This window comes from Sporosarcina sp. FSL K6-5500 (assembly GCF_038005665.1).
Lineage (GTDB): Bacteria > Bacillota > Bacilli > Bacillales_A > Planococcaceae > Sporosarcina > Sporosarcina psychrophila.
Genome location: NZ_JBBOTP010000001.1, coordinates 3,571,336 through 3,589,445 on the forward strand (window position 1 = coordinate 3,571,336; position 18,110 = coordinate 3,589,445).

Here is an 18,110-nt window from a genome sequence, read left to right on the forward strand (position 1 = left end):
ATTATGAAAAAGTGGTATGCGGTTATCGGAGATCCAATCAAACAGTCAATGTCTCCGAGCATGCACGAAGCTTGGTTTGATGAAGAAAGTATAGACGCAGCCTATATCCCAATACATGTAACTGAAGACAGACTCCGGGAAGCAGTAGAGGGCTTAAAGAACTTAGGCTGTTCAGGATTTAACGTCACTGTTCCGCATAAAAGTGCTATTATCCCGTTTCTTAATCAGTTGGATTCTTCCGCGCGACAAATGAACGCTGTAAATACTGTCCACGTACTCGAGGATGGCACACTTGTGGGCTACAATACGGACGGTAAGGGATTTGTCCAGTCTTTGGAAGAAGCCTGTGCTGATCAGTGTAAGGATAAAAAAGTTCTCGTTATCGGAGCAGGCGGTGCTGCTCGCGGTATCGCTTTTGCACTTCATTCCGCGGGATACGGCCCTATCTTTTTCACGAACCGTACTCTGGAAAAAGCCGTACAATTAGCAACTGAACTATCCGATTCGGCGGTTCTATCGGTAGCAGAGGCAGAATTATCTTTAGCCGAATTTGGTTTAATCGTCCAGACGACATCCGTTGGCATGAACTTTTCACAACAAGGAATGCCTTTAAACCCGGAAAATATGTCTGAAGGAACTGTTGTTGCTGATATTATCTATAACCCACTTGAAACGGCATTCCTTGCAGAAGCCCGTAAAAGGGGAGCAAGCACAATGAATGGGGTCGGCATGTTCGTCCATCAAGGAGCGCTTGCGTTCGAGACATGGACAGAAGTCCGCCCTGAAACAGGATTTATGATTGACAAAATAACGACAACTCTTGGAGGATAAATAAATATGTTAACTAATAAACAAAAAAGCTTTCTTCGCGGCGAATCGAATCGTCTACAACCACTTGTCCATATTGGTAAAAGTGGTTTAACAGAATCGGTCATCACGCAGATTGAAGAAGCGCTTGAAGCAAAAGAATTAATCAAAGTAACAATTCTACAAAACTGTGACCAAGATAAAAATGAAATTGCAGCGAAACTTGAAGAACAAGTAGGCATTGAAGTCGTTCAAGTTATCGGCAAGATCATTGTTTTATATAAAGAATCAGTTGAGAAAAAACGGATCGAACTTCCATAAGTGAGGTAAGCCCATATGAAAAAGATTGGCATTCTTGGCGGTACATTTAACCCGCCTCATATCGGTCATCTGATTGTTGCGAATGAAGTAAAGCAATCTCTCGGTCTTGATGAAGTTCGATTAATGCCGACGGCAGTTCCACCGCATAAAACTGCACCTGGTGATGCGACTGCTGAACAGCGTTTGCAGATGGTGGAACTTGCTGTGATGGCTATTGATGGCTTGACTGTGTCTGCTTTTGAAGTAGGACGTGGCGGTGTTTCTTATACGTTTGATACAATGAGACAATTGACACAAATTGAACCGGAGATTGAATTTTACTTTATAATCGGCGGTGATATGATTGATTTGTTGCCTAAATGGCACCGGATTGAAGAACTTGTCACGCTTGTCAATTTCATAGGTGTTGGACGTCCAGGGACTAACGGAACAACGGATTATCCAATCATTATGGTGGATATCCCGCAAATTGAGTTGTCTTCAACATTGATTCGACAACGCTTTTCTGAGAATGGTGCCGTCCAATTGCTTATCCCGCCTGCAGTGGAAGCTTTTATTCGCGAGGAGGGTTTGTATGGAAGTTGCACAGTTGAAAATAGAAATCGCTAAACGTATGCCGAAACAACGTTATGAACACGTTTTACGGGTAACGGAAACGGCAAAAAGATTAGCTGAGAAGTATCGACTTCCAGTGATTAAAGCTGAGCAAGCGGCGCTATTTCATGATATTGCAAAATTCATGGACAAGGCTGACCTGCATCATGTTTTAAACACAGCAAACGAAGATTCACGGCTCTTGTCATTTCATCATGAGTTGTGGCATGCTCCAGTTGGGGCGATTATCGCACGAGATGAATTTGGGATTAGTGACGCGGATACCCTAAACGCAATCCGCTATCATACAACCGGTCGGGCGACTATGTCCCCGCTCGAAAAGTTGATCTATGTTTCTGATATGATTGAACCTGGACGCAGCTTTCCAGGAGTGGATGAGTTAAGAGTAAAAGCTGAAGAAAACCTTGATACAGCAATGGAAGCTTGCATTTATCAGTCAGTGCAGTTTCTTGTGAATAAAAGAGTACCGGTTTTTCCGGACTCAATAGACTGTTACAATCAGTTAATAAGAAGGGAACAGTGAAATTATGACTACTACATTACTAGAAACAGCTTATAAAGCAATCGACGATAAAAAAGGCGAGGACATTGTTGTACTGAATATGGAAGGGGTATCACTTATCGCGGACCAATTTATTATCTGTCATGCAAATTCAGGACGCCAAGTCCAAGCAATTGCAAAAGAAGTAGCTGACAAAGCTTCTGAAGCTGGATTTATTACAAAAAGAATCGAAGGAATGGATATGGCAAGATGGGTACTCGTTGATTTAGGCGATGTTGTCGTTCACGTATTCCATAAAGATGAACGCGGTTACTACAACCTTGAAAAGCTTTGGGGAGACGCACCAATGTTGGACATGGCTGAAGAAAGATGAATCAGGCTTATTCCGAATTCGCTTCTGTCTACGATGAACTAATGACCGATATTCCCTATGACGCCTACATTGATATTATTGATGTAGCGGCAGGGGGGATTGATGGTAAACGTGTGCTAGATATCGGATGTGGAACAGGCCTTTTATCCATGAAACTTGCTAAGCAAGGAGCACAAGTGACTGGGATCGATCTTTCTGCCGACATGTTAGTGGTGGCAGAAGAGCGTGCACAGTCGCTTTCTTTGCCTGTGCAATTTATCGAACAACCTATGCAACAGCTAGAGGGGTTTGCGGACTATGATATCGCGGTTATCGCCATTGATTCGTTAAACTATTTATCGAATCGTGAAGATGTGCTGTCGACATTTCGGCAAATCCATTCGGCCCTTGCGGTTGGTGGAAAATTGATCTTTGATGTCCATTCAACTTTTAAAACGGATGTCATCTTCATGGAAGGTCCTTTTACGTTTGATAATGGTCGAATAACATACATATGGATAACGGAAGAAGGCGAAGAACTTCACTCCGTTTATTCTGAACTGGCTTTTTTCGTTAAGAGCGAAAGTGGGTTGTATAGGCGTTTTGATGAGGTTCACACGCAACGAACGTTTCCAGTAAGTGACTATGCAGATATGCTTATGGACACAGGTTTTTCGATTGAACGGATTTTTGCAGATTGGGAAGATGAAGCGCCACACGAAGAAAGCGAACGAATATTTTTTCAAGTCAGAAAATAAACCTTTTCATTTTATTCGGTGAGGGGTTAGCCCTCACTGAATAAAATTAAGCCTCCGACGGATGTCACAGATTTTCAGATGAATTATCGAGCAAGGTCAGGCCTGCGTGATGCAGGTCAGTTAGCCATTGTCGCAAGGATGCGACGTTCTTTGGCTAACTTCTTTACTTGATCTGGACGCAAATACGCCAAGGCAGATTTGATTTTTGGTCGGCATTCATTTATAGTTGAATGTACTCCATATGGATGCCGCCGAAGAAAGGGTGACTGTACTGTTTCTTTCGTTTGTATCCGGTAAATGGCGTAAGATTATAACCCCAATTGCAGCAATCGCTGTCATATCCGCTTTTCTGTTCTTCCCCAAAGGACAGGCTGACGATAATACGTTTGTCATGAGCGAACAAAACCCATTCCCTGAATTGATTGAAGAAAAGATTGAAGAAGAAATTGTAAGTAGTATTCAAATTGCTCCAGCTCCCATCGTTGTCGATGTGAAAGGCGCTGTTAGGCACCCCGGTGTCTATTCGATGCAAGATGGAGACCGCCTGATAGATGCTATAAACGCAGCAGGCGGCTATTTACCAAACGCTGACTCTAGAATGTTGAACCATGCTATGAAACTGGCGGATGAATTCGTCGTCTATGTACCGATCATTGGAGAAGAAGTACTAGATATTTCTTTCACTCCATTAAGCGGTGCAAGTGCGCCCCAAGATGACGGAAAAGTCAATATTAATACCGCGGATGAAAAAGAATTGATGACGATCCCAGGTGTGGGACCCTCAAAAGCGGCAGCAATTGTTCAATACCGAACGGATCATGGCGATTTTAAATCACCGGAATCATTGATGGAAGTGTCTGGAATCGGTCAGAAAACATTTGAAAAACTAGAATCTCAGATTACTGTGAATTAAATGGAGTACATTCTATATTAATTGAACTATTGAATTTCATATAAGAGCTTAGCGTAGGCGCCTTCCAGGGGTAGCCGAAGCGGTATGGAGTGGAATCTTTCATATAGCCTATATAGTAGGGAAACATACTAAACGAAATAAATATTGGAGGCATTCACAATGGAGCGAATAACGTGGGACCAGTTTTTTATGGCCCAGTGCCATCTATTAGCAGTAAGAAGTACATGTACAAGACTTTCTGTCGGAGCATCAATTGTCAGAGATAACCGGATCATTGCAGGCGGCTACAACGGTTCCATATCAGGGGGAGACCACTGTATTGACCATGGTTGCTATGTCATTGAGAGCCACTGTGTGAGGACAATCCATGCAGAGATGAATGCATTGCTGCAATGTTCGAAGTATGGCATACCCGTTGCAGGATCAACGCTGTATGTGACGCACTTCCCATGCCTACAATGTTCGAAAGCAATTATTCAAGCAGGCATTAAGCATGTCATCTATGCAACAGATTATAAAAACGACGAATACGCATTAAAGTTATTTACACAGTCGGATGTTTCCGTTCAGCATATTCCGTTCGATGAAAAGAAAGTCGACTTTTCCAGCGAAAGTAAGTTAGAACTTATCAATGAAATGCTTCTAAAAATGCAGGCACTAGGCGCTGGAAATGAAGAACTTGCCCCCTATAAAAAAAGGGTGGATAGCTTATTCGACAAATGATTTCACGTGTACGTTTCATGTATTTAGCAATCCCGGTCGCCGTATCAGCATTTGCTGTATACGGTCCGGTTTATCTATTACTCTGTAATTTATTTCTTCTTCCCATCTTCTTGAGTAGAAAAGAAGATTTCCTCACACCTATCCTCGCGGTTGCGACCGCTACCTTCTCTTTTTTCTATATTTCAGCGACGATTCCTATAATCAAAGAATCCGGCGATGCAACCCTTAGCATCTCTTGGACCGATAATGTGAAAATTGATGGTGGTAAGATGAAGGGATTTGCTAAAACATCTACCGGTGAAACAGTTTACGCCATCTATACAATTAGCAGTGAACAACAAAAAACTCGTTTTCTTGAGATGAATATCCCGTCCGTGACATTCACGATGTCAGGTTCATTTCGCAAACCGGATATTCCTTCACATGATTATTCTTTCGACATGACGAAGTATATGAGAATGTATGGAGCATCAGGGATATTTGAATCGGAGACGATTATTCAGGTAGAAAAAAATTCTGGTATCAGGACACGATTATCTGGACAGAGGCGGAAAGTGAAAAATCATATCGGGGCTACATTCCCAGAGACGCTGAAAGTGGAAGCTGAAGCTTTGCTTATTGGTGATCGAAGCGGGATGGATGAAGAACTGGCATCAAATTATCGGACGCTTGGCATTACACATCTTTTTGCGATTTCAGGGTTGCACGTCGGACTGCTGACATTCATGTTGCGGGAATTGCTACTAAGAGCAACTATAAGGAAAGAAACAATTGATACACTTGTTATGGCACTGTTGCCTCTGTATGCCGTTATGGCTGGAGGGGCACCTTCTGTCTGGCGTGCGGTATCGGTGACTATACTCGTCCTTCTTGCGTCGTCAGGGAGGGTGAAGGTGAGACTGGATGATGCACTGGCGATAAGTGCAACTTGTTTTATCCTTTATCAACCATTTGTTCTATTTCAGCCAGGTTTTCAGTTGTCTTACTTGGCAGCTTGTTCACTCGTCTATTCTTCCGGTATTTTAGCCAAGGCAAAGACTGCTTTTGGTGTATCGTTTCTCGTCACGTCAATCAGCCAACTTTCTTTGTATCCAGTATTACTATTTCATTTTCATGAGCTGTCGATTTCATCATTTGTTGTTAATCTTGTTTATGTTCCGTTGTATTCGCTCATCATTTTACCAGCAAACATTGTTTTACTAATCATGACATCGATATTGCCGAAGGTTGCTGGTCTATTATTCATGGTATATGAGCCTTTCAGGGAAATCGTAGGAGGAGTAACAAGTTGGATATCTTCTTTACCCTATCAACTATGGACTCCAGGAAAACCGGATGCGCTTTGGATATCTATAGCTGTAGCAGGAGTCTTGCTGTTCTTTATGCGCAGTGAAGAAGGGGCCAATGTTTTTAAGTCGTTGCCAATTGTGCTCGTGCCTGCACTCGTCATTCATTTCATACCGTACATGGACAGCTCGTTAAAGGTTACATTTTTAGATGTCGGACAAGGGGACAGTATCGTTATCGAATTGCCTTATCGGCAAGCGGTATATGTGATTGACGCGGGCGGAACGATTACATTTGGCGACCCGAATTGGAAAACGCCTACAAAGCAGTTTGAAGTAGGTCGAAAAATCGTCGTACCTTATTTGAAAGGCCGAGGTATTGCAAAAATTGATAAACTAATTATTTCTCACGCCGATGCGGATCATATGGAAGGGGCAGATGAAGTTTTAGAAGAGCTGACAGTTGGTGAAATTCATATTGCACCAGGAAGTGAATTTGAAGTAGCGATGAAAGAAATCATACAGATTGTAGGGGACAAACGCATTCCGATGATGTCGATGAAAGAAGGAGTCTCTTGGACAAAAGGAAGCTCGGATTTTCATTATGTGGCACCTAAAGAAGGGAAATATGATGGGAATGCAAGTTCACTTGTCCTTTTCATGAAAACATCGGGACCTTCGTTTTTATTGACAGGAGATATGGAAAAAGAGGGAGAAGCTCAATTTCTTCGCGACTACGGGCATTCTGATTTCGGTCCCGTCATTTTGAAAGCAGGGCATCATGGTAGCAGGACATCGAGTACGGAGCCATTCGTCGACGTGCTTCGTCCAGAACTAACCATCTTTTCGGCAGGGCGAAACAGCAGATACGGACATCCTCATCCTGAGGTCGTCGCAACGTTTGAAAAGAAAGGGTTACCGACAATGTCAACCGCTGAATTTGGGTCGGTTACTGTAACTGTAAAAAAAGATCATTTCGAAGTTTCGAGTATGAAAAAATAAAAAAACGAACACAACACCCTGGATAGGATGTGTTGTCCGTTTTTTTCAAACATATTAGCCAGCGACTACGTCGATTATAGTAGCAATAACAAAAATAGCTGAGAATGCTACGAAAGCGACTACAAAGCCGATTCCTGAATCGATTAAATCATTACGTTTGGACTGTACATCATGTTCAAACTCATTCATTGCTACACCTCCTGATTCCATTATAGTATAGATGATTCCATAGTAAAAATCCATAGCAATCAACTTTTTAAACATGTCCGGCTGGAAATGACACAATTTGTCCATACAGTCGTTTTGCTATACTGTATAATTGGAATGTATTTAATTTGATTCAGCAATTTTTTTGTACTGAAAGCGAAGCGTCAGATATAGAAGTTCCCCCTATTTATAAGCAGTGGGATGAATGGTAAAACGCTTATACATCGATGGTGGGCAAGTTTCTTGCTGATTAGGGGAACCCAGACTAAAATCGTCGGGTCCTGCGGGCACAAGTGCAATTAAAAATTTGGACGAAATTGCGCTGAGGCGTAATCGATTTGGAAGAGGTGAATAATGTGGCAAATGCAATATGGAAAAAAATAGCTGCTGGGGAAATCGATCCGGTCTACTTATTGACTGGTCTCGAACAACATTTATTCGACTCCACAATTACACGGCTGAAAAAAGCATTACCTGACATTGATGCTGCATCAGTCATTCGGTTTGATTTGGATGAGACACCTGTAGAAGCAGTCATTGAAGAGGCGGATACACTACCATTCCTTGAAGACCGAAAATTAATTATAGCTGGAAACGCATCATTTTTAAAAGCATCAGATAAAACCAGAGAAAAAGTGACACATAATTTGGAGCTGTTGGAAGCTTGGCTGGCAAATCCTTCACCAACGGCAACGGTTGTATTTATAGCACCATATGAAAAACTGGATGCACGAAAACGGATTACCAAAATAATAAAAGAACATGCGACTGTCATAGAATCAAAACGACTGCAAGGGAAGGATCTGTTCACGTGGATTCAGCAGGAAGCGGGGGCGAATGGATCACGAATTGGACCAACTGAAGCAGAATTTCTCGTGAAAATGGCGGGGGATGACCTGCTTGCTTTGTCATCTGAAATTGGTAAAATGGCTACCTATTTGAATGGTAATGGGGATATTACGGCAGAAGTAATTGAGTCGCTCGTACCACGGACTCCAGAAATGGATGTCTTCCGATTAACAGATGCCTACGTTTCTGGAAAAGTGTCGAATACCGTGGCCATCTACCATGACTTATTACGTAACGGTGAAGAGCCAATCATGTTGACTTCACTTATTGCAAGTCAAGTTAGGCTCATGGTCCATGTGGGTTTACTTCAGAAAAAAGGATACCAGCAACATCAAATTGCAAAAACGTTAAGTGTTCATCCGTACCGTGTGAAATTAATGATGGAGAATAGAAGTCTGCCAAGTTCTGAGCGTTTGCTATTGATCATAAGTAAGCTCGCGGCAATTGACTATAAATTGAAATCATCAAGTGGGAAAAGAGAACGAATTCTGGAGTTGTTCTTTATGGAGCCGTTGAGAAAATAGAAAATGACAATAAAAAAAGAAAGGTCGTCCGATAATCGGGCGGCCTTTCTTAGGTTGAAAATTAAAGTGCTTTTTTAGTAAGACGTGCTTTTTGACGTGATGCAGTATTTTTATGGATAAGGCCTTTACGTGCAGCAGTATCCATTTTTTTGATCGCATCTCTTAGTAGGCCAGTAGCGTTTTCGTCTTTAGCGTCAAGAGCAGTTTCAGCTTTACGTACAGCAGTACGCATCGCGTGCTTTGTATTCGAGTTTTGCTCGTTCGCAGCATTGCTTTGTTTTACGCGTTTGATTGCAGATTTAATGTTTGGCATTTCATTCACCTCCAATTTCAGGTAAGGCAAGAGTGTTTCCACGAAGTTTCGGATATCTCTTTCACAACAAGCATTATTTTATCAAATCAAGCGCCAGATTGCAAGAACAAATGCGCAAGCATCTGTTCAGCCCCATCAAGTACTGGACGTGAAATCCTTATGTTAGAAAATATCTACAAGTCGAGATTTTTATTAATCCCCCAGCAACTAGAAATTTAAAGAAGTGGCGGCGTAGTTCGTAGCGTTCTGTCGGCCCTGAGCATAGAGCTGCTGGAGACAGGATAATTAATCAAAGAACAAAGAATATTTCTGAGTCACATCGCACAAACTTAAAGGTGAGGTGATTGTATGGAGAAGTATGATTTTTATCGAACGGATCTTCTAGATGAGAGTGAAGAAGTAGTCCGTCACCGAACGGCGGATGACAAAAATAAGTTGAAAGAATCAGATGGGGTTTTGTTTGGCGAAAAAAGATTAGGTCGGGTCATTGTGACTTCTGTAAAAGTCGATGCGCAAGGTGAGGAAAAGATCGGGAAGAAGCAGGGAACTTATATTACGCTGACAGTTCCGGCACTTACAGCGGATGATCGAGAAGGGCTTGCTGATATGTCGCGTGTGTTAATCGAAAAACTGGATGAAATCCTTGTGGATATTACCACGCTCAAAACGGGAAAGATTCTTTTAATAGGTCTTGGTAATCGTGACATCACGCCCGATGCTGTGGGCCCACTGACGATGGACAGGTTGCGAGATATTGTGCCTGGCTATTATTCCGAAGAGGGCAGCGAAGTATTCGTCTATGCGCCTGGTGTGACGATTCAAACGGGTTTGGAAACATCGGACTTTGTAAAAGCTCTGGTTACTGAAATAAAACCCGACTTACTTATCGTCATCGACGCACTTGCGGCAAGAGATAGTTCAAGGCTTTGCCGAACGATTCAATTGACGGATACGGGTATCCATCCAGGATCTGGTGTTGGCAATAGCCGTAAAGAGATTTCAAAAGAAGTACTTGGAATACCTGTAATCGCAATCGGAATACCGACTGTCGTTGACGGTCCTGTTCTAATAGCGGATGCCATCAATTCCATGTTTGGTTATATTGCTTCAAAAATAGAGGAGAAGGACAGTCCTTCATCAAGACTTTCCGTTACGCCGTGGCTGCACACTGAAAATAAGGATGCTGACCGAGCTAATCTGCTACCAATCTTTGGTGATTGGGCGACGTGGCCGCACGAAGACCGTATCCAGTTGTTTGAAGAAGTGTTGACGAACCATGAATTACGGACATTTGTCTCTCCGAAAGAGATTGATTCATGGGTTTCACTTTATGCGGAATCACTTGCCGATTCATTGACGAACTGGATTTCGACTATAAAAAACAGTCATTAACTCGTGTTCCAACGCATATAGTTGGAACACGGAGGGATGCCATTTGAAAAAAACACTGCAAATATGGGGCACACTTATCTTATTTCTCTTCCTGTTTCCAATGATTATCACAACATTTCCGAAGGGACAGTCGGCGAAATCTTCTAATCTCGTGAAAGAGTCTACTTACATGGTATACGCCGCAAATATTTTGGAAGAGGAAACAGAAACGGAAAAAGAGCCAGAACCAGAGTCGGAGCTAATGCCAATACAAGCATCAGAGGCAGAAGGGAAAGCGTTACTCTATTTCACCCATTACCACGAAGCCTTTAAACCTGTGACACAGGCGAAAGAAGGAAAAATCACTGTATCCCACCAAACTGAAAACATTACAAAATTTGGTGAGAAATTAAAAACGCAACTACAATTCAACGGAATTGAAACGGATATGATAGCTGTAGAGGTGCCCCATACCGGTGCCTATAATGCAATCCGACCACATGTCAAGAAGAAAATACAGGAAAAAAAGTATGATTTGATAATCGATCTTCACAGGGATTCGGCTGGTCCGGATATAACAACAATTGCGTTCAATGATGAACAATATGCGAAAGTGGCATTTGTTATAGGCATGGAACATTCGAACTTTGAGCGTAATCGAGCAAATGCTGTGCTACTGAAGAATGAAATGGAACTGCTTGTACCGGGGATAACACGAAACCTAGTCATGAAGCACGGGCCAGGTGTTGATGGAAAGTATAATCAGGACCTTGATCCGTCTCTTCTTGTCGTGGAACTAGGAGGAATCGGCAACACTGAAGATCAACTAAATCGAACAATTGCTGTCTTAGCGAAGGCGGCTACAACTGTCATTGAAAATTCTAATCGTGCCGAATATTGAAGTATGCGCGGTTCACTGCTATAATTCATATAGCTAAAATAGGAGTGAACTGACTATGAATCATGAACAGAGAGCAGCACGTCAAAAGAATATCCGGAACTTTTCCATCATCGCTCATATCGATCACGGGAAATCAACATTGGCGGATCGTATTCTAGAACAAACCCAAACGTTAACAGCAAGAGAAATGAAGACACAAACGTTGGATTCGATGGATCTTGAAAGAGAACGCGGAATCACAATCAAATTGAATGCGGTGCAGTTGACGTATGCAGCTAAAGACGGGCAGGAATACACATTCCACCTGATCGATACGCCAGGACACGTCGACTTTACATACGAAGTGTCTCGAAGCCTTGCAGCTTGTGAAGGTGCAATCCTTGTTGTCGATGCGGCGCAAGGAATTGAAGCACAAACACTGGCAAACGTTTACTTGGCAATTGATAATGAGCTTGAAATTTTACCGGTTATCAATAAAATTGATTTACCCGCAGCAGATCCGGAACGTGTGAGAAAAGAAATTGAAGATGTTATTGGGCTGGACGCTTCAGAAGCAGTCCTTGCATCGGCAAAAGCAGGTATCGGAATCGTAGATATTTTGGAACAGATTGTAGAAAAGGTTCCAGCTCCACTGGGGGATCCGGATGCTCCGCTCCAAGCGCTTATTTTTGACTCGCATTATGACCCATACAAAGGGGTTATTGTTAATATTCGAATTATGCAAGGTACGGTTAAGCCAGGCGATAAGATTCACATGATGGCGACTGGTAAAGATTTCGAGGTACTTGAAACAGGTGTCTTCACACCAAAAATATCACCTCGAGATGAATTGACTGTCGGAGACGTTGGCTATTTATCAGCTTCGATTAAGAATGTTGGAGATACACGAGTTGGGGACACGATTACAAGCGTGAAAAACCCTGCAAGCGAACCCCTAGCTGGTTATCGCCGGATGAATCCGATGGTGTTCTGTGGACTATATCCAATTGATACATCAAAATATAATGAACTGCGTGATGCACTTGAGAAATTAGAATTGAATGACTCAGCACTTGAATTCGAAGCAGAAACATCACAAGCACTTGGTTTCGGTTACCGTTGTGGATTCCTTGGTCTCTTGCATATGGAGATTATTCAGGAACGGATTGAACGAGAATTCAATGTAGACTTGATCACAACAGCACCGAGTGTTATTTATAATGTCGTACTTACAGATGGTTCTGAAATGAAAGTGGACAACCCTGCAATGATGCCGGATGCACAAAAAGTCGATTATGTTGAAGAACCATATGTAAAAGCATCTATTATGGTGCCTAACGAATATGTCGGTTCTGTTATGGAACTGTGCCAGCATAAACGGGGGAACTTCATGACAATGGACTACCTGGATTCAACACGTGTCAATATCATTTATGAACTGCCACTTGCAGAAATCGTCTATGACTTCTTTGACCAATTGAAATCTGGTACGAAAGGGTATGCATCACTTGACTATGAACTGATTGGCTACAAACAATCGAAACTCGTCAAAATGGACATTCTCCTAAACGGCGAGCACGTCGATGCATTCAGTTTCATCGTCCACAAAGACTTCTCATATGATCGCGGAAAAGCGATTGTTGAAAAGTTACGTAAACTAATCCCAAGACAACAGTTTGAAGTGCCTGTACAGGCAGCTATCGGACAAAAGATTGTCGCACGTTCAACAATCAAGTCAATGGGTAAAAACGTTCTTGCTAAATGTTACGGCGGAGATATCTCCCGTAAACGTAAACTTCTTGATAAACAAAAAGAAGGTAAAAAACGTATGAAACAAGTAGGATCGGTTGAAGTGCCTCAAGAAGCATTTATGGCTGTATTGAAGATGGACGAGGATTAATCATTTTAGGTATAGGCTTTTGGAGTTTGTAGAACTTGCGAAAATGGTCGTTTGCCATCCCCTTGCCATCCTTTGAAAAAGCGGGATGGCAAGTTATTCAATATCACGCATGGCTTGTTCGAAAATATCAACTGACGCATTTTGCATCTTCTGCGTTAAGTGTGAGTAGGTATCAATCGTGATAGCAGACCTACTGTGACCAAGACGCGCTTGGATGTCTTTCACCTTTGCGCCGTTCTCCATGAGCATCGTGGCATGAATGTGGGGTAGCGAATGGAAGTTGAATTCAATTCCAAGTTTTTCTTGCATTTTTTGTGTATTATATTTAATAACAGACGGCGTGACGATGCTTCCACATTCCTTCACGCATACATGATTTGATTCAGTATAGTGAGCACCGTATTTTAGCTTATTCTTTATAAGCCAAATGCGGTGCTTTTTTAATATATACACTAAGGTTTGACCAATATGAATTTCTCTTTCTGAGGAAGCAGCCTTTGTTGGATCTAAAACCCAAACACCTTCTTTGTTAATCATTGCCTGTTCAATCCTTAGCGTACCTCTATCAGAATTTTTTTGGGGATTTCACAACTGGAAAATTAGTTTCTTCGCGATTGAAAATATGGACATCATGAGTGATATACGCTATTTAGAAGGCGGCAAAGGAATAATGGAAGGAAGTTCCTTGAAGAGAAAGACATCACTACTTAAACGATGACTGAGGACGACAATGGTAAGTAGATCCTCGTGAACAATGATACTGATGAAGTACAAAAGCAAGAAAACCACGGCCGAAATACTTAAAAGTCGTGAAATAAAAAACTCACTTTCTAAGCTGTAACTTAGAAAGTGAGCAAAAAGTGGGGGTAACCCAATACTATATGTCACCACTATATCCTAAATGACTGGATTTTAGTAGTGGGTGCTGTTTCCATAGAAAAGTAGTACCCCGTACCAAATGGTATTAACTCCTGGACTGTTGACTTATAAAGGGAAGGTACTGCTAATTCCTTACAGGGAAGGGAAACGAAATTTGGTAATCAGCTCAAAACTCAACAGTCGTCTCCTCCGTTGTTTAAGAAACATGCGCCAACAATAATCAAAAGAATAAACAGAACAATTAGTAAGGCGAATCCTGAACCGAACCCTGAACGATTTTCAGGTCCGCAACCGTATCCGTAACCTGCATAACCCATAAAGTACACCTCCTAAAACGAATTAATTCATTCTATGCCGGTAATTATCGATTGTCTGGTTCATTTGTTTAGTAAAAAAATATTCTTTATTCGCTGTAGGCACGATGAGCGAGTGTGAGAGAGAGCGCGCATGTGTACCTACAGCTCTTAAATAGTATATTCAAATATATTAAGAATGCTGGGGATTCAACTCAGAAAGAAATAAAAATAGTAGGACCAAAATAAGTGCCACTCACTGCAGGATAACGAGATTCATGTACCAACGGAAGAGTGAATCCATATGCCATCCATTCCAAAAAGAAAACAGCGCAGACAATAATCAGCTTCATTGCGGCAAGCTCTTCTGAACTCACTAGCTGAACTTGAGTCATTGAGTCTTTGATGGGGAGATATTAATCGAGGGAATTATAACTTAGTAGTAAGTGATAGTAGATTCTTGGCCCAATCTGCTGATTGAAAAGATATTAGTCATGAAAGTGAAGGAACAAATCTTTTGGATGAAGCTATGTTTAAAACTGGATGGGGATAAATAGTAGGTTAGATAGTGTAGGAACAACAATGACTACTAATGAAGGGTCTCATGGTTTATTGTTCTATGACGATGGAAACTAGCCCTGCTGGTGAAGTTGTTCCATTTGACACGCAATTAAAAGTTGGGATTTTAATGCTTTATAGGATTATATCACCATCATTGAAATCAGCTTTTAACTTGGATAGTGATAATTGGATTACGCAACATCAGGCCGAGTCAAGTAAGTCTAGGGCATTAGGAGCAATAAATGAGCTGTGCTCTGAAAACGGAATCACTAAAGATGAAGTTAATAATTTTAGAATCGTTTAAATAAATTTATCTAAAAAAGCAGCTCTCACGAGGTGTTTTTTATTTACTTGCAATACGAACGTATATTCTGTATTGTGGGTAAAAAGGAGATGAAGGTTGCATGCCGATTGCGAAGGACAGAGTAGAAGTTGACTAGGATTTGATTAGAGAGTACTTGAATGGAAAAATGGACGAGGCTAATCGCGAGGTTTTGGGATATCAATGAAATGTCAAAACGGTTGTGTATGGGCAGAACATTCCTAGAAGAAGAATTTCTACACGATCCACGAATGAAATTTCTACAACGTCAAAAGGAAAGCGATTTTGGTTCTACGAGCCATCGTTGAAAGTAATTAAGTTCAATACAAACAAGCAATGGACTTTATCTTCTGAAAATATATATAGAATTGGAGAGATTTTATTTTGACATATTTTGAAACAGCTGCAGAGTCACGTAAAGTATTCGATGAACAATTTGAAAAAGGCTTTTCACCGTTGCAGGCTCGTCATGAACAAGCTGGTATTTTTAAATCACGTTTAAACGAAACTGGATTTTTTGCTTTGACCCTACAACGTATCGGTCATCAATTAATTTTCCTAACAGCTTTATACGAAAAAACTACTGATAAGGGAACAAAATCCGGGGTCCTTCAAGAGATTGAAGCCATTATTAATGGTGAAACTGTCTCTGGTGTAGGATCACATGTTGGGACTAAGTCTTATACTTTCATTACTCTAGCCCCTACTATCACTGGCTATACTAAAAACACAAGCGGTGTTACGGGTTCGAAAGAAATAGTCAATGGAGTATCTACAAGCAATAAGTACTTTTCAACTCCGACGGTTTCAGATGGTATTATTGAACCGACGTTAGATAACTACTCAAAAGATCTTGGCTATATTGATGGTGGATTTGAAACAGATCCGGGATTTGGTCTTATTTTAGTGGGATATACGAACATCTTAGCTAATTTAACTTTACTATCATCCCTAGACCCTACAGTCCGAACTCATGTAGAAGAAGGGGCAAAAATTATGTTCCAAAAGCTCGCAATTTATTATGCTCAAAACCCTAAATTTACCGAGAAAAATCAAGCTACTTCTGACTTTGATTTTACACATACAACTATCGCTCGTTTAGCAGAGAACTACGGTTCTTCTGACTTACAAATCTTCGATATTGGTATTGCTACAGATCTTTCTACAACTGATGGTTTCAAAGCAGCAACTGGTGTACTAAACACAATCTACACGCACATTGCTTCATTGGCTTATTATTTAGCAGTTGGACTAGGAAAATCAAAGTCACAACTCAAGACTATTGAAACATCTGAACTGTTAAGTGGAATTTCTACAAACTCACCATTACGTACTGGTCAATTAAATCAATACTTCGAACAATTCCCTGACTACCTTAACAAAATCGGAAATCCAACAACTTTCAGCTCGATCATCGGTCTTGCTCTTGGGGTTGGTGGTGTAAGTCAAACGTTCGCTCTTATTTCTTCTCAAATATCTGAGGCTCGTCTTACTGAACTTGGTGTATCTTCTGTTTCTCAGTTGAACGCTTCAAGTACTACCGATGGGAATACTTATTACTCTCAAGATCATATGAGAGGCTACTTAGGCTCAAATGGTTACGATTCATACGTGTCTATGGCATTAGTATGGCTGTCACATGCATCTGGAACCGAAACTGTAACTGATCGATATGCTACTGCACCTCAATTAAGTGGGACTGCTTTCGCAGTTGCCAAACAGCTTGGTCATGAGTACCGTCGAAAGCTAAGTAACACAACACTTAACAATCCTATCGCAATGCATCATGCATCTAAGTCTGATGATGGTTTAGCATTAACAGCTTATCTTGGTCAGTTCCAAAACTACATTAAGAATGCAAGTGCAACAGAAACTAATGGACTTTATCCAACATTCGTTGATTTTGTCGATAGAGTTAATTTAGATAATCCAGAGCCAACTGGTTTCTTATACTCATTTGCATCTAATGGTGATGCTGATTTATTCAAAGAAATCAATGATCGTGTAATTGCAACTGGTGAATTCAACAACTTACATAACACACCTGCTAATATTTCTGCAGTTCGAGGTTATATCCGGATTTCTCCTAAAACTTCTCATCGAGGTATTCATGGTTTAGCTGGATTACTAGAAAGAGGACTCACATCAAATTGCTAAGAGTGTTTATTGCGGATACCTTATTTGACACAGGCTATTGAATGGAAAGGTGGTCCGCTAAGCTGAGTGATATTAATGAGGTAGGGAAATCCTTGAAAGATACAAAACCTAGCTGGTTTGATATTGAGTAATAAATGGGACCTTTATGAGAATGAAAGAATTGCAGATTAGTTCCCAAGGGGTACTGAATATTGATACAACGGAACTATCGGAATTGTAATCAGTGGCAGTAAGGCCGAGGTGGCAGAGAATCCTCCACATGCTAATAAGGCGCATAAAGAGAAAGGTGACTCAGTGTTAATTGGGATGAGGGGGGATTTTGAAAGATGATGTATACCAATCTGCAATTTAGTACAGATTCTTGCAACTGAGGAGGAAAAGACTGTAGAAATTAATCAAACGAGATGATTGAAAAGGTCTTCCTGATGATTATGCATGCTAGTTAGACAAGAAGAGTACCAGGGCAAGAGGTAAGTCAAAAGAACAGATGGTTGGTAAGGAAGGGGCTGAATTGATAGGGACTAATCAACAGAAGTACAAGCTTGGTAATTCGTAGACGATAATTAGGGGAGGAT

Annotated in this window: 20 protein-coding genes; 16 read left to right on the plus strand and 4 right to left on the minus strand. The window is 41.2% G+C overall.

The window, feature by feature from the left end; all coding sequences use genetic code 11:
- The first annotated feature begins 3 nt into the window (after nucleotides 1-3).
- From aroE to MKX62_RS17130, 9 genes are all read left to right on the plus strand, one after another.
- Nucleotides 4-831, plus strand: a complete 828-nt coding sequence (gene aroE, locus MKX62_RS17090) for a shikimate dehydrogenase (protein ID WP_067208290.1) — start codon at nucleotides 4-6, stop codon at nucleotides 829-831.
- Nucleotides 832-837: 6 nt separating this feature from the next.
- The gene (gene yhbY, locus MKX62_RS17095; protein WP_067208293.1) at nucleotides 838-1,128 is read left to right on the plus strand and encodes a ribosome assembly RNA-binding protein YhbY; all 291 of its coding nucleotides are present in this window, start codon (nucleotides 838-840) and stop codon (nucleotides 1,126-1,128) included.
- A gap of 15 nt (nucleotides 1,129-1,143) precedes the next feature.
- On the plus strand, nucleotides 1,144-1,737 hold the full coding sequence (locus MKX62_RS17100) for a nicotinate-nucleotide adenylyltransferase (RefSeq protein WP_340741938.1): 594 nt from the start codon (nucleotides 1,144-1,146) through the stop codon (nucleotides 1,735-1,737).
- Nucleotides 1,703-2,266, plus strand: a complete 564-nt coding sequence (yqeK, locus tag MKX62_RS17105) for a bis(5'-nucleosyl)-tetraphosphatase (symmetrical) YqeK (protein ID WP_340741939.1) — start codon at nucleotides 1,703-1,705, stop codon at nucleotides 2,264-2,266. Before MKX62_RS17100 ends, yqeK begins: the two co-directional genes overlap by 35 nt.
- A gap of 4 nt (nucleotides 2,267-2,270) precedes the next feature.
- On the plus strand, nucleotides 2,271-2,618 hold the full coding sequence (gene rsfS / locus MKX62_RS17110; protein WP_067208302.1) for a ribosome silencing factor: 348 nt from the start codon (nucleotides 2,271-2,273) through the stop codon (nucleotides 2,616-2,618).
- On the plus strand, nucleotides 2,615-3,355 hold the full coding sequence (locus tag MKX62_RS17115) for a class I SAM-dependent DNA methyltransferase (RefSeq protein ID WP_067208305.1): 741 nt from the start codon (nucleotides 2,615-2,617) through the stop codon (nucleotides 3,353-3,355). Before rsfS ends, MKX62_RS17115 begins: the two co-directional genes overlap by 4 nt.
- Nucleotides 3,356-3,596: 241 nt before the next feature.
- The gene (locus MKX62_RS17120; RefSeq protein WP_340741940.1) at nucleotides 3,597-4,268 is read left to right on the plus strand and encodes a helix-hairpin-helix domain-containing protein; all 672 of its coding nucleotides are present in this window, start codon (nucleotides 3,597-3,599) and stop codon (nucleotides 4,266-4,268) included.
- Nucleotides 4,269-4,427: 159 nt separating this feature from the next.
- Nucleotides 4,428-4,991 carry a ComE operon protein 2 gene (locus tag MKX62_RS17125; RefSeq protein WP_067208309.1) on the plus strand — a complete coding sequence of 188 codons (564 nt, stop codon included), beginning with the start codon at nucleotides 4,428-4,430 and terminating at the stop codon, nucleotides 4,989-4,991.
- Between the two features lie 17 nt (nucleotides 4,992-5,008).
- A complete protein-coding gene (locus MKX62_RS17130) occupies nucleotides 5,009-7,279 on the plus strand; it encodes a DNA internalization-related competence protein ComEC/Rec2 (RefSeq protein ID WP_340741941.1) in 2,271 nt (756 codons plus the stop codon).
- 54 nt (nucleotides 7,280-7,333) lie between these two features.
- Here the strand turns inward: MKX62_RS17130 and MKX62_RS17135 are convergent, their stop codons facing one another.
- On the minus strand, nucleotides 7,334-7,468 hold the full coding sequence (locus MKX62_RS17135) for a YqzM family protein (protein WP_082786541.1): 135 nt from the start codon (nucleotides 7,466-7,468) through the stop codon (nucleotides 7,334-7,336).
- 374 nt (nucleotides 7,469-7,842) lie between these two features.
- Between MKX62_RS17135 and holA the strand changes: the two genes are divergently transcribed.
- Nucleotides 7,843-8,859, plus strand: a complete 1,017-nt coding sequence (holA, locus tag MKX62_RS17140; RefSeq protein WP_340741942.1) for a DNA polymerase III subunit delta — start codon at nucleotides 7,843-7,845, stop codon at nucleotides 8,857-8,859.
- A 61-nt stretch (nucleotides 8,860-8,920) separates the two neighbouring features.
- Here holA and rpsT read toward each other — a convergent pair whose 3' ends face one another.
- Nucleotides 8,921-9,172, minus strand: a complete 252-nt coding sequence (gene rpsT / locus MKX62_RS17145) for a 30S ribosomal protein S20 (protein WP_067208317.1) — start codon at nucleotides 9,170-9,172, stop codon at nucleotides 8,921-8,923.
- A 348-nt stretch (nucleotides 9,173-9,520) separates the two neighbouring features.
- Between rpsT and gpr the strand changes: the two genes are divergently transcribed.
- From gpr to lepA, 3 genes are read left to right on the plus strand one after another with little or no spacing between them, the layout of a single operon-like run.
- The gene (gene gpr, locus MKX62_RS17150) at nucleotides 9,521-10,564 is read left to right on the plus strand and encodes a GPR endopeptidase (protein ID WP_067208319.1); all 1,044 of its coding nucleotides are present in this window, start codon (nucleotides 9,521-9,523) and stop codon (nucleotides 10,562-10,564) included.
- 43 nt (nucleotides 10,565-10,607) lie between these two features.
- The gene (gene spoIIP, locus MKX62_RS17155) at nucleotides 10,608-11,444 is read left to right on the plus strand and encodes a stage II sporulation protein P (RefSeq protein ID WP_338652705.1); all 837 of its coding nucleotides are present in this window, start codon (nucleotides 10,608-10,610) and stop codon (nucleotides 11,442-11,444) included.
- 55 nt (nucleotides 11,445-11,499) lie between these two features.
- The gene (lepA, locus tag MKX62_RS17160; protein ID WP_067208324.1) at nucleotides 11,500-13,323 is read left to right on the plus strand and encodes a translation elongation factor 4; all 1,824 of its coding nucleotides are present in this window, start codon (nucleotides 11,500-11,502) and stop codon (nucleotides 13,321-13,323) included.
- 93 nt (nucleotides 13,324-13,416) lie between these two features.
- On the opposite strand, the gene MKX62_RS17165 is transcribed toward lepA, so the two are convergent.
- Together MKX62_RS17165 and MKX62_RS17170 are read right to left on the minus strand one after the other, a co-directional pair.
- Complete coding sequence (locus MKX62_RS17165) at nucleotides 13,417-13,872, minus strand: tyrosine-type recombinase/integrase (protein WP_340742596.1); 456 nt, start codon at nucleotides 13,870-13,872, stop codon at nucleotides 13,417-13,419.
- A 503-nt stretch (nucleotides 13,873-14,375) separates the two neighbouring features.
- Nucleotides 14,376-14,519, minus strand: coding sequence for a YjcZ family sporulation protein (locus MKX62_RS17170; RefSeq protein ID WP_082786542.1), 144 nt, complete (start codon nucleotides 14,517-14,519; stop codon nucleotides 14,376-14,378).
- Nucleotides 14,520-15,114: 595 nt separating this feature from the next.
- Here MKX62_RS17170 and MKX62_RS17175 point away from each other — a divergent pair.
- From MKX62_RS17175 to MKX62_RS17185, 3 genes are all read left to right on the plus strand, one after another.
- Nucleotides 15,115-15,360 carry a hypothetical protein gene (locus MKX62_RS17175; RefSeq protein WP_340741943.1) on the plus strand — a complete coding sequence of 82 codons (246 nt, stop codon included), beginning with the start codon at nucleotides 15,115-15,117 and terminating at the stop codon, nucleotides 15,358-15,360.
- A 158-nt stretch (nucleotides 15,361-15,518) separates the two neighbouring features.
- Nucleotides 15,519-15,686 (plus strand): hypothetical protein, encoded by a 168-nt coding sequence (locus tag MKX62_RS17180; RefSeq protein WP_338652659.1) that lies wholly within the window; start codon nucleotides 15,519-15,521, stop codon nucleotides 15,684-15,686.
- A 76-nt stretch (nucleotides 15,687-15,762) separates the two neighbouring features.
- Nucleotides 15,763-17,535, plus strand: a complete 1,773-nt coding sequence (locus MKX62_RS17185; RefSeq protein ID WP_340741944.1) for a hypothetical protein — start codon at nucleotides 15,763-15,765, stop codon at nucleotides 17,533-17,535.
- Nucleotides 17,536-18,110: the final 575 nt, after the last annotated feature.